The sequence below is a fragment of the Archangium lansingense genome, assembly GCF_026626635.1.
In the GTDB taxonomy this organism is placed as follows: domain Bacteria; phylum Myxococcota; class Myxococcia; order Myxococcales; family Myxococcaceae; genus Archangium; species Archangium lansingense.
Genome location: NZ_JAPNKA010000001.1, coordinates 6169522 through 6180931, shown reverse-complemented (window position 1 = coordinate 6180931; position 11410 = coordinate 6169522). Strand labels below are relative to the sequence as shown.

General features: G+C 66.5%; 11 protein-coding genes and 1 riboswitch. Of the genes, 4 read left to right on the top strand and 7 right to left on the bottom strand.

Translation table 11 applies throughout. The features are described from left to right. Positions 1 to 7: 7 nt before the first annotated feature. The gene (locus OV287_RS25170; protein ID WP_267536580.1) at positions 8 to 688 is read left to right on the top strand and encodes a hypothetical protein; all 681 of its coding nucleotides are present in this window, start codon (positions 8 to 10) and stop codon (positions 686 to 688) included. Beyond that, positions 685 to 1482: a hypothetical protein gene (locus OV287_RS25165; RefSeq protein WP_267536579.1), complete on the top strand. Its 798-nt coding sequence runs from the start codon at positions 685 to 687 to the stop codon at positions 1480 to 1482. Before OV287_RS25170 ends, OV287_RS25165 begins: the two co-directional genes overlap by 4 nt. A gap of 6 nt (positions 1483 to 1488) precedes the next feature. Here OV287_RS25165 and OV287_RS25160 read toward each other — a convergent pair whose 3' ends face one another. Continuing rightward, complete coding sequence (locus OV287_RS25160; RefSeq protein WP_267536578.1) at positions 1489 to 2133, bottom strand: hypothetical protein; 645 nt, start codon at positions 2131 to 2133, stop codon at positions 1489 to 1491. Positions 2134 to 2413: 280 nt separating this feature from the next. On the opposite strand from OV287_RS25160, the gene OV287_RS25155 reads away from it, so the two are divergent. Continuing rightward, the gene (locus OV287_RS25155) at positions 2414 to 4180 is read left to right on the top strand and encodes a HEAT repeat domain-containing protein (RefSeq protein ID WP_267536577.1); all 1767 of its coding nucleotides are present in this window, start codon (positions 2414 to 2416) and stop codon (positions 4178 to 4180) included. Positions 4181 to 4185: 5 nt separating this feature from the next. After that, complete coding sequence (locus OV287_RS25150) at positions 4186 to 5502, top strand: HD-GYP domain-containing protein (protein WP_267536576.1); 1317 nt, start codon at positions 4186 to 4188, stop codon at positions 5500 to 5502. A gap of 23 nt (positions 5503 to 5525) precedes the next feature. Here the strand turns inward: OV287_RS25150 and sugE are convergent, their stop codons facing one another. The 6 genes from sugE to OV287_RS25120 form a co-directional block, all read right to left on the bottom strand. Next, positions 5526 to 5852: a quaternary ammonium compound efflux SMR transporter SugE gene (sugE, locus tag OV287_RS25145; protein WP_267536575.1), complete on the bottom strand. Its 327-nt coding sequence runs from the start codon at positions 5850 to 5852 to the stop codon at positions 5526 to 5528. Positions 5853 to 5868: 16 nt separating this feature from the next. Beyond that, a riboswitch (guanidine-III (ykkC-III) riboswitch) is annotated at positions 5869 to 5929 on the bottom strand. Between the two features lie 71 nt (positions 5930 to 6000). Further along, complete coding sequence (locus OV287_RS25140) at positions 6001 to 6978, bottom strand: RluA family pseudouridine synthase (protein ID WP_267536574.1); 978 nt, start codon at positions 6976 to 6978, stop codon at positions 6001 to 6003. Next, positions 6972 to 7235 carry a hypothetical protein gene (locus tag OV287_RS25135; RefSeq protein ID WP_267536573.1) on the bottom strand — a complete coding sequence of 88 codons (264 nt, stop codon included), beginning with the start codon at positions 7233 to 7235 and terminating at the stop codon, positions 6972 to 6974. Before OV287_RS25135 ends, OV287_RS25140 begins: the two co-directional genes overlap by 7 nt. A 90-nt stretch (positions 7236 to 7325) precedes the next feature. Further along, the gene (locus OV287_RS25130) at positions 7326 to 8597 is read right to left on the bottom strand and encodes a helix-turn-helix domain-containing protein (RefSeq protein ID WP_267536572.1); all 1272 of its coding nucleotides are present in this window, start codon (positions 8595 to 8597) and stop codon (positions 7326 to 7328) included. After that, complete coding sequence (locus tag OV287_RS25125; protein WP_267536571.1) at positions 8594 to 9541, bottom strand: P-loop NTPase; 948 nt, start codon at positions 9539 to 9541, stop codon at positions 8594 to 8596. The genes OV287_RS25130 and OV287_RS25125 overlap by 4 nt, the downstream gene beginning before the upstream one ends. Before the next feature lie 125 nt (positions 9542 to 9666). Further along, on the bottom strand, positions 9667 to 11394 hold the full coding sequence (locus OV287_RS25120; RefSeq protein ID WP_267536570.1) for a hypothetical protein: 1728 nt from the start codon (positions 11392 to 11394) through the stop codon (positions 9667 to 9669). Between the last annotated feature and the right edge of the window lie 16 nt (positions 11395 to 11410).

The following is an 11410-nucleotide window of genomic DNA, read 5'->3' as shown; positions in this document are numbered from 1 at the left end:
GCACGACATGGGCATCACAACCCTCCCGCAGAAGCTCACGGCATCGAGCCTCGCTCTTCTCCTCGTCTCCTGCACGGCGACCAGGCCTGTGACGGCGACCCGAGGTCCCACCGGCCCGCACGACCTGGGCAGATTCGTACTCGTCATCCAGGGGACGCCGGACGGGCGGGTGACGCACAACTGGAAGCCGCTCGAGGACTTTGACCTGCAGCAGTATCAGCACCTGCTTGGAACGGTAGGTATCGGCGGCTCCCTCAAGCGGACAAGTACGTCAATGGATGACGACCAGATTGACGAAACCTGCTTTGAAGTGTGGGATCAATGCACGAAGAGGTGCAATAGAAGCCCTCTTCCACCACACGCCGAGCACTACATTGCCAGTTACAAGAATGCGCGAGCCGCCCTGAATGCGTATTGCGCGGATGAGTGTCGCAAGGAGAGCAACGACTGCCGCAGAAGACTCACGCGACAGGCTGTGGAACCTCTCGAATTTCGAGCTACCGGCGAGGCTGTCGATTGGCTGAAGCGCCACAAGGAAGAACTCTCCGTAGGTGGCGCCGTCATCATCACGGGCGTGGTTTTCTACGTCGTCATGAGCAGCGTGGGAATCCTGATACTGGCACCCGCTTTTCTCCTGACGTCGCCTGATGTTCCCGCTGAGCCCCACCTCGCGGAGGCGTTTCAGTGAGCTCCGACAATCCTCTGGGCGACGCGGTTCTGCTGCTTCTCGAATACCGGCGCAACAACCGCTCCGCTGAGGAAAGGAAACTCCTCCAGATCGCCAGCGGCGCCGTTGCGTTTCTCTCCAACACCGGACAGCTCTATCGTTTCGAGGATTTCCGCAAGGGCCTGCAGCCAGGGCATGTGCGGTCACTCGCCTTCGCCGATGTGATTCATTACCTTGAGCAACGGCGGGCCCAGACGCAATCCGCCGAAGACAAGGAAACCCTGCGGGGCGCCAGTGACGCACTCGTCTTCATCGAGTCTTCTGGCCAGCACGAGGGGCTTGAGGATTATCTGGGCTACTGGAGAAGCAGCACGCTTCCGCCCGTGATCGCCGCGTTCGAGACGCTCGAGCAAGCCGATGCCTGGTTGGAGCACCAGACCGTTCCGCCCTACAAGGCCAGGGTGTTGATTGGTGATGAATACCACGTGGTATCCGCGACTCGTGAAGACAGGGAGTGGCCTTTCGCTCCCTATCCGGTCGTGGCCGAATTCATCGAAAACCGGCTGGAAAAAGGTCTTCCACCAGTGGTAGCCACATTCGACACGCGTGAGCAGGCCGAGGCTTGGCTCGCCGCCCTCCCCGACCCGCCAAGGCACGCCTTCATTACCATCGACGGCAAGCACCACGTGGCGGCCTGCTGGAAGAACGTGAACCGCCGAGCCATCTACCCGTTCACCCTGGCCGACGATCTGGCGGAGGAGAGACGGGCAGGACTGGAACGGCTCAGCGGTGGCAGGAAGCGCGAGGACGAGTAGTTCTTCTCACGGATCCTTCACAGACCCGGGCTCGAGCCCCGGCCAGGTGTGGATGAGGTCCCGGTCCACGAAGACCTCGGCCTGCTCGACGATCGGATCCAACCCCCGGGGGGCCGTGTCCTCCGGCCTGTCGACGGAGGCCATGATCTCGAAGTTGATGCGGGACGCCCCCAGCCAGACGTCCTGGAACAGCCGCAACAGGTTCGATCTCGGTGCATAGCGGCGGACGACACGGTCGGGCAGGTCCCTGAACGCCTCGGGCACGTCCACGAACTCCAGCTTCTCGCGGAACGCGGCCGACTTCCTCTCGATCTCCAGGTCCTCCGCGAAGGTGTCGCGCCACTGCTGAGGCGTGGCCGGGGACTCGCGCCATGCGACGTTGATGGTGAGCACCAGCGTGCTGCGCTGGACCTGGGCCTCGCAGAACACGGCCTCCCCTACGCTGGTGTCCGGTTTGCGCTCGCGCAGCAGCGTGACCCCCGGGAGCAGGAGGACGACGTACTCGGAGGCGCTCGTCGCGGCCGCCACCCCGATGAAACCGTCTCCTCGCAGCGAGACGATGCGGTGGCCCAGCACGCTTCCCGGGGTGTACCGCAAGCTCTCGCTCGTCAGCAGAGCCCTGCTCCGCATGATGTTTCCGGCGGTTGTCACGGCTCGTCCCTCCTGCACACCATCCGCATCTCTCTCCCACTCCCGTCCGGGAGCCAATGGGTAGACGCTCCCACACTGCGGAATCCCCTCAAAGCGCGCCCCGCCATGGCCCCTCCACCCTGAGAGAGGAAGGGTGCACAGACCCTACACGCGGAGTAACCCCTTCGGGCCCAGAGTCGGCAAAACCCCTCGGGTTCCTGACGTTTCCCGTGAGGCGAAACGGGAAGAAACGGGGTACACTGAACTCTCCCCCGCCCCCGCTCGCCCATCCAAGGACGTCATGGCCCCCCAGGCACAGACCGCCAGTAGCGCCGCCCAGGCCCCCGCGACGGACCCCGCCGTCCTGGAGAAGCTGGAGGCAGCCCGCAACTTCACCTTCCATCTGCTCAAAGGCATCAAGCAGATCGGCATGTACCGGCACAACGAGGCCCGGTTCCCCGAGTTCCTCACCCGGGCCACCGAGGCCCTCGCCGCGTACACGGAGAAGCACGGCCCGCTGTCCCTCAAGGTGGAGCAGCAGAACTTCATGCTGCACGGCGAGCCAACCTTCTCCGAGGACACGCCGCTGCCCTACAAGTTCTTCCGGGACGGCATCCGGCAGCTCATCTTCCGGCCGGGCCTCACGGTCGCGGAGCTGGTGACGTTCACGCTCGTCGCCCTGTCCGAGCCCGAGCGCGGCGCCGAGGACGTGCTCGCCCAGCTCTGGAGAGCGGGCCTGGAGCACGTCGAGTACGTGGTCGTCGAAGGCTTCAAGATGGACGAGGTCTCCGAGGCGGAGGTCGAGGTCGAGGTCGACAAGGTGGTCGGCTACCTCTACTCGCGCCTCAAGACGAACTCGGACGACTACCTGCGCTTCGCCCGCGTGAGCGCGGAGGACCTGGACTCCAAGCTGGAAGGCGTGGAGCAGATGCGCGGCCTGGTGGTGGCCGGCAACTACGCCTCGGACGATCTCAAGGCCCGGCTCCAGCGGGAAATCACCGAGGAGGAGAGCTCCCGACTCTTCCCCAAGCTGGTGAGCGCCATCTTCCAGGTGATCGAAGGCGGCGTGGACGACTCGGCGCTGCTGGAGGAGGTCTTCGTCCAGCTCCTGGATGCCATGCTCATCCAGGACGACTACGGCACCCTCAACCAGATGGTCCTCAAGCTCCGCTCCCTGGCGCAGCGCGAGCCCCGCGGCAGCATCGGCTCGCTGCTGTCCCACTTCATCCTGAAGATGGGCGAGGAGCAGCGGGTGATGCGTCTGGCGGAGATGCTCAAGACGACACGCCCGAAGCACCCGGTGGACATCACCCGCTACCTCCAGGCGTTGGACAACACCACCGTGTTCTCGCTGCTCAACGCGCTGGAGACGATTGAGCTGCCGGAGAACCGCCTGCTGCTGTGCGACGCCTTGGCGCGCTTCGCGCAGGAGAACCCGCAGCCCTTCGTGCAGCGGCTGGAGTCCGAGCGGCCGCAGACCGTGCGCGACATGGTCTACATCCTGGAGAAGAGCAACCATCCGGACCGGGTGAAGATGTTCGGCCTGGTGATGCTCAACAAGAACCTCGCGGTGAAGCTGGAGGTGATGAACATCATCGCCCGAGGCCGCACCGCCGAGGCGCGCAAGCTCATCCTCGATGCGGTCAATGATCCTGCCGCCCAGGTGCGCATGCTGGCGGCCCGGCTGCTGCCCGAGTTCGATCGGGACAAGGCCTACGTGGACCTGGTGCGGCTGATGAAGGATGCCAACTTCGAGAAGAAGAGCATCGAGGAGCGCACGGCCATCTACACGGCGCTGGGCGCCACGGGGCTGCCCGGGGCCATCTCGATGCTGCTGCAGATCATCGCGGTGAAGCCCACGCTGCTCAATAAGAAGAAGGTGATGGAGGACAAGCTGCTGGCCGTTGCTGGGCTGGCGGGCGCGTGCTGCATCCCCTCGTACAAGGCCTTGCAGGGCGTGGTGGAGGACAAGAGCCAGCCCATCGAAGTGCTCAACGCCGCGCGCAAGGCCATGTACCAGACGAAGAAGACGCTGTTCGGCGAGACGTCCAACACCGAGGAGGCCTGAGAGCCATGCTGGACAACCTGAAGGTCACCCAGGGCCAGGAAGAGAACGTCGGCGAGTTTGGCCGCGGCTACTCGGAGAAGCTGCAGACCCTGGCGCGCGGCCTGGTGTCGGGCCTGTACATGCTGATCCGCTCGGTGAAGATGTACGACCCGGAGAACGCGGTCTTCGAGAAGCCGCTGCTGCAGCTCCAGGACATCGTCAACCAGATCATCTCCAAGGAAGGCCGGCTGGAGCTGGTGGGCGTCAAGGACTCCTTCTACCTCAACAACATGCTGGTGAAGGTGGACCTGAACTCCATCGACAACCAGCGCTACCTGCTGGGGGAGATGCGGGCCAAGGACGTGGGCGGCATCTCGCTCAACAAGCCCGTCACGGTGCCGGACCTGAAGAACTTCATCTGGATCTTCAGCAAGGACCAGGCGGCGGCGGCGGAGGAGGAGGGGCTGGCGGGCCGCAAGCTGCTCAACATGAAGGTCACCCGCTTCTCCAAGCTGAAGGAGAAGCTCAACCGGGACGAGCTGGCCAACCCGGACGACCAGAAGGTGGATCGCAAGAAGTACGCGATGACGGTCTACTCGCGCGCGGTGTTCTTCCTGTCGAAGTACCTGGAGTCCGTGCAGGCCGGCAAGCCGCTGAACACGGCCAAGGCGCTGCGGATCGTCCAGGACTTCGTGGACGTCTCCTACGAGCAGAAGACGCACTTCCTGGGGATGACCACGCTCAAGAAGAGCGAGGTGGACTACCTCGTGTACCACCAGGTGAATGTGTGCCTGATGAGCATCGTGTTCGGCATGGAGCTAGGGCTGACCAAGGCACAGCTGAGAGACCTCGGCTACACCGCGCTCTTCCACGATGCGGGCATGGTGACGCTGCCGGAGGAGCTGTCCACCAAGAAGGGCGCGCTGAGCAGCGAGGAGAAGGCGCTCATCAAGAAGGCGCCGCTCATCTCCATCCGCAACATCCTGATGGAGAAGGGCTTCACGCGCTCGACGCTGCTGCGCGTGGTGACGACGTTCGAGCACAAGGCGGACTTCGGCACGGCAGTCCGGGACGGCCGAGGCAACATCGAGATGATCATCCCGAAGACGAGCCTCGGGGTGTACGCGAAGATCCTCGCCATCTGCGACGCCTACGACGCACTGACGTCGAGGCGGCCGTACCGCGATGCCTACGGCCCCGAGGTGGCGCTGATGCTGATGTGGACGGAGATGCGCAACAAGTTCGACCCGGAGCTGCTCCAGGTCTTCATGCGGGTGATGGCGATCCAGCCGGTGAAGGTGCTGAGCCGCCGCCAGCAGACGATGACGCTGGGAGGCGTGTAGTCACACCTCCCGCGCCTCGGGAGTCAGTGCTCCCCGCCGCTCGTGAGCTTCAAGCCGATGATGGACGTCAGCAGCATCGCCAGGAAGAAGACGCGCGCGGGGGTGATGGGCTCGCGGAACAGGAAGATGCCCAGCACCGCCGCCCCCAGGGCACCGATGCCCACCCAGATGGCGTAGGCGGTGCCGATGGGCAGGCTCTTCGCCGCCAGCGAGAGCAGCACCATGCTGGCGATGATGGCCGCGACCGTCAGCACGGTGGGGATGGGACGGGAGAAGCCTTCGGTGTACTTGAGCCCAATGGCCCAGCAGATTTCGAGCAGACCAGCGACGACGAGCATGACCCACGCCATGACGCACACTCCTTCTCAGGCGTCGTCTTGTCGTGACCGGGTACGGCGCACCTCGTCCGGGTCCAGCGCGCTCCCCAATGAGCCCACCAGACAGGGTGAGGCATAACCCCGCCTCACCTCTCGCGTCCAGGACAACCCTCGCCCCGGACTACTTCTTCCCTTTCCGGGGCGTGGGAGCACCACTCGCACGCAGCAGCTTCAGCGCGGCGGTGAAGTCCGCGGGCAGCGGCGCCTCTACGTGCAGCACCTTGCCCGTACGCGGGTGCGGGAAGGACAGCTTCCACGCATGCAGCGCCTGGCGGCCCAACGCCTCCTGCGCCTCCGCCGCCCTTCCCTTCGCCTTGCGGCCCGCGCCGTACATGCTGTCACACAGCAGCGGGTGGCCCGCCTCCGCCAGGTGCGCGCGAATCTGATGCGTGCGGCCAGTGAGCAGATCCACCTCCACCAACGCGGCGTCCTCGAAGGCCTCGCGCACCCGGTAGACAGTGACGGCGGGCTTGCCCTCCTTCACCTTGCCGGTGAAGCGCTGGCGGTGCACCGGGTGGCGGCCGTAGAGCGTCTCGATGCGCGCCTCGGCGGCCTTGGGCGTCCCGTGCACCAGCGCCAGGTACGTCTTCTCCACTACCCGCGTCTTGAAGGCCTTCTGCAGCGCCACCAGGGCCGTCTCGTGCTTGGCCACCACCAGGCAACCCGTGGTGTCCTTGTCCAACCGGTGGACGATGCCCGGGCGCAGCTCGCCGCCCACCCCGGCCAGATCCTTCACCCGGTGCAGCAGCGCGTTGACCAGCGTCCCCGAGGCATGGCCTGCTCCTGGGTGCACCACCATTCCCGCCGCCTTGTCCACCACGACGAGATCCCGGTCCTCGTGCAGCACCGCGAGCGGCAGCTCCTCGGCTACCGGCACCGCTGCCACGGGAGCGGGAATCTGGAGGGAGAGCAGCTCGCCGCCCCGAAGACGCAGAGCGACCTTGGCGGCCTTGCCATCGACCTGAGCGTGCCCGGCCTCGATGAGACCCTGGATTCGCGAACGCGTCAGATCTGGAAACGTGCGCGCGAGGAACTGATCCAGCCGCTCGCCACGGGCTTCGGGCGGGGCTCGGTGCTCTCGCGCGCCGGGGGCTACCAAATCTTCGACTTCACGTGCGCCTTGGAGCGCAGGACGATGTCGTTGATGGCCCGCTCGAAGAAATTCATCCTCTGGAAGATCTCCTGGCTGACACGGCTCTTGTAGAGCTCCCGGCCCTCCTCCAGTTCCTCCTTGAGGACCTCGAAGAGGTTGTCCTGCTCGATGCCCTTGATGATCTTCTGCTCGTTGTAGAGCGAGATATCCGAGGCAATCGCGCGGGCCAGCCGCATGGCCTTGATCTTTTCTTCTTCAGTCATCCTGGACCTTTCTAAGCAGCCCCCCCCAGGGTGTCAACTTCGCTGACAACCAGCAGACACCTCGGGGACGCCAGAGCGGCCCAAGGGGGCTCAGCGGTGCTTTTTCTCACCGGATGCGACGAGCCCCATGTAGCTCCTCGCCACCCGGAGCGGATCCAAACCCAGCTCGCGAGCAATGCTGATCAACATACCGCGCAGATAGACGGACGCGGGCAGGTTGTCGTAGCGGTCCGCCTCGATGTTCTCCACGTGCCGGGACGAGATGCGCGTCCGGTCCGCGAGCATCTGCAGCGACAGGCTCCGGCCCTCGCGGACCTGGCGCAGCAGCTCTCCATTGAACTCGGCATCCGACGGGATGTCGACCACCGTCTTGAGCCGGGTGCGCGAGTCGCGCGAGGCGGACTCGGGCTCCACACGGCGCGGGGGCTCGGCCTCCGGGCGAACGGGGGCCCGGAGACCATTGCGCGGCGGCAAAGGGGGCGGCACGGCCGAACCGGGGCGCGTCATGGGAGCCATGGGCCGGGCATGGATGGCCGGCTTGAGCCCCCCGACAGGAGCGGGCGTGAAGGACCGGGACAGCACCCCCGGCCTCGCGGCCAACGGCGTCACGGGGACAGCGGCCGGAGTGGGCGCGGATGGGGCCTCGGGCGCGTTCGAGGGGGCCTCGTTGAGCGCCGGAGCCGGAGCCGGGGTCTGGGGCTCCGGGATGGCGGGGGCCGGCGGCACGGAGGCCGGCTCTGGTGCGGTGGGCTTCGCCTCGGCCACCTGCTCCGGCTCGGCCACGGGCTCCACCACTTCCACCTCTGCCGTCAATACTTCGGCCTCCAGCACCTCCTCTTCGGCGGAGGGCTGGGCCTGAACCTCCGGCGTCACCTCAGCCGCAGACGCCGCCTCGACCGCGGGCTTCGCCTCTTCGGCGGAGGGCTGGGCCTGGACTTCCGGCTGCACCTCGGCCGCAGGCGCCACCTCTGCCACGGGCGCCACCTCGGCGGCGGCCTGCATGACCGGCGGCCCCCCTGCCCCGTTGGCGGGCACATCTCCGGCGGGAACCTCGGCCGCGCGCTTGAGGGACTCCTCACGCAGACGGGCCAGCTCCTCGGGCGAGCGCGTGACGCCAATCTTCCGGTCGTACTCGAGGCGCTGCTCCAGCGCGCAGAGCACCTCCATGGCCTGGGTGAGCCCCGCACGCAGGGCCTCGAGCTGCTCTGGATCCGCCAGCGTGTACACGGCGATGGAGTCAGGCGAGTACGTCTCCATCGCACGCGCGTAGGCGTCGAGGATCTGATCTTCCGAGGCGGTGACTGGCACCTCCAGGAGCTCGTAATAGGACTGTTGCTCGAAGTGCTTCATGGCGGACGTCACCCCGTCACTCCGTCGAGCGCCAGCAGGCGATCGGCGATGCTCTGGATACCGATGGCGGCAGGAGACTCGGGCTTCTCCAGGACGATGGGCCGGCGCTTGCGTACCGCACGCCAAGCCTCGTCGTCGTAGCGGATGGCCCCCAGGTCATCCATCTCCAGGCCGAAGAACTTCTTCCACGCGGAGACCACCGCAGCTCCAACGTTCAGGTCTCCCTCGGAGCGCGCCTGGTTGAGCACCAGCTTCACGCGGAAGGCGGCCAGCTCCTTTTCGAGACGCTCGGCGAGCGCGGCGTTCTGCTGCCGCACGTGTTGGATGATCTGATGGGGCGTGCGCACGGCGCCCTCTCGGGTAGAGAGGGCCTTCTCTACCAGGCGCTCGATGCCGTACTGCGACTCCACCTGCTGAAGCCGCCGGTAGAAGGCGGCTTTGATGAAGCGGTAGGCGTTCTCCACCGAGGTGGGCTCGGGAAGCAGCACCAGCACACCGTGGTCAGCGATGATGAAGAAGTCGAGCGTGTTGAAGCTGGAGCCGGCCCCCAGGTCGATGATGAGGTAGTCCACCGACTGGGTCTGCAGGCTGCGCAGCAGCCGCTGCTTCTGGGCGTACTTGATGTTGGCGGCGTCCAGCACGTCCAACGCGCCGGCGATCAGCGACAGGTTGGCCACGCCGGTGGGAACGATGACGTCCTCCAGGCGCGCCTTGGGGCGCAGCATGAAGTCCGACAGGGTGGCCGTGGGCTGAGCGACGCCCAAACACGTGTGGAGGTTGGCGCCACCCAGGTCCGCGTCCACCAGCAGCACACGTTGGCCTCTGAGAGCCAGCGCCACGCCGAGGTTGGCGGAGACGAGCGACTTGCCGATACCGCCCTTGCCGCCGCCCACCGCGATGATGCGGTGGGGGCGGTTGCGTGCGACGACCCCCGGAGACTCGGGGTCCGTGCGCACGGCCGCGCCCGCGGTCTGGGCGGGCGGGGACGAACGGGCGGGCTGCGACGCGGAGGAGGGACTGGGGGGACTCAAAGCACCCGTATCAAAACCTGTCCCGCGCTCCGCGTCGACTCCCTGGCCAATTAGTTGATGGGGATCCGGCAGACGCAGGCCGAAGTCCCGTCACACGCCAGTCCCGTCGAGGTGCGGCAGGAGAGGCCGGTGCAGCACGGACTGGTGGGCGAGCACGCCTGGCCGCTGGACGAGCAGGTGGCTCCCGGCTGGCAGGTGCCGGTGGTGCTCCCCTGGGGTACCTGGCAGGACAAGCCGGAGCAGCAGTCCGAACCCGAGGTGCACGCCCCGTTCTGGGGCTGGCAGGCCGCAGGCGCCTCGCACTTTCCAGCCGAGCAGATGCTCGAGCAGCACTGGGTGCCGGTGGTGCACGAGGTGCCGTTGGCCTGGCAGACCCCGCCCGTGCCCCCATCGGTTCCACCATCCGTGGGAGGCGTTCCACCATCCGTGGGAGGCGGGGTGTAGGGCACCTGGCAGGCCTTGGTCAGCTCGGAGCTGGGCAGGCACTGGGTGCCCGCGCAGCACGTCACGCCTCCCTGGTCGCAGGGCGTGCCCACCGGAGCGCAGGTCGGCGTCTGGCAGGACAGCCGGCCGGTCCCATCATTCGCCGGGAGGCAGAGAGCGCCATCGCAGCACTGCTCTGAGAACTGGCAGGTGTTGTTCGCCGCGATGCAGCAGCCGGCCTCACCGGTGTAGCCACTGGGGCACGAGCCCCCCAGACCGCCGCCGCCGAAGCACCGCGGCACGCCAGACGAGTCCACGTTGCACACGGCCTTCTTGCCATCGCAGCAGTTCTGGGACGCGTTGATGTCGACGGAGCCACCGTCCGGCAAGGTGCCAGCACCGCAGATATTTCCCACGCCGTTGCACGACTGCCCGTTGTCGCAGCGGCCACCCACACACTTCACGCTACCGTTGGGGTTGATCACGCCGCCATCGGGGTACTTGCCGCCGCCGCAGCAGTCACTGTCCTGGGTGCAGAAGTTTCCGGTGAGCTTGCAGCCTCCCACCGGCTGGCAGACCGTGGCGCCGTAGCCGAGGTCCACGCACGTGCGCGAGCAGCAGCCGGAGCCGCTGCTGCACGGATTGCCGTCCTGGATGCAGCCGCCACCGCCACCGCCGGTGATCAGCTGGCACCGACCCACGCCGCCAGCGGGGGCCGAGCACGCGTTGCCGCAGCACTCCGCGTTGCTGGTGCAAACGTCGCCGTAGGCCTGGCAGGAGTAGGCGCGAGCGCAGATGCCGGCCTGACAGTTGGTGGAGCAGCAGTCCCCGTCCACCCCGCAGGCCTGACCCACCACCTTGCACATGGAGGAGGTGTCGCTCGGAATCTGGGCACACGTGCCATTGGTGCACGTCTTGGTGCAGCACTGCTCAGGGCCGGTGCAGGAGCCACCAATGTCGCGGCACAGGTTATCGCCGCACTTGCCGTCGCTTCCGCACACGTTGGTGCAGCACTGGACGCCAGAGGTGCAGGCCTCGCCGGGGCTCCGGCAAAGCGTATCGGGCTCCGGACAACGGCCGTCCACACCGCACACGCCGGTACAGCACGCGCCACCCGAATCGCGGCTGCAGGCAGCGCCCGTGGCCAGACACTCCGACGACCCACCGTCCGGGAGGGTCTCGCCACCGTCGCCACCATCCGAGGTGCCGCCCCCACCATCCTCATTGTTATTGGATCCGCCGTCGTCCGTGACGCCAGCGTCACCGGTGGGATCCGGATTGCCGCCACAGTCACAGCCCGCGATGCTCATGACCAGTGCGAGCGCGCCCAGCACCAGCCAGCGATTTCCCTGCATAGATGTCTCCCGGAAA

Coding starts and splice junctions, on each gene's coding strand:
- OV287_RS25170 (WP_267536580.1), top strand. CDS start 8: ATGGGCATCACAACCCTCCCGCAGAAGCTCACGGCATCGAGCCTCGCT.
- OV287_RS25155 (WP_267536577.1), top strand. CDS start 2,414: ATGGCCCCCCAGGCACAGACCGCCAGTAGCGCCGCCCAGGCCCCCGCG.
- OV287_RS25150 (WP_267536576.1), top strand. CDS start 4,186: ATGCTGGACAACCTGAAGGTCACCCAGGGCCAGGAAGAGAACGTCGGC.
- sugE (WP_267536575.1), bottom strand. CDS start 5,852: ATGGCGTGGGTCATGCTCGTCGTCGCTGGTCTGCTCGAAATCTGCTGG.
- OV287_RS25135 (WP_267536573.1), bottom strand. CDS start 7,235: ATGACTGAAGAAGAAAAGATCAAGGCCATGCGGCTGGCCCGCGCGATT.
- OV287_RS25120 (WP_267536570.1), bottom strand. CDS start 11,394: ATGCAGGGAAATCGCTGGCTGGTGCTGGGCGCGCTCGCACTGGTCATG.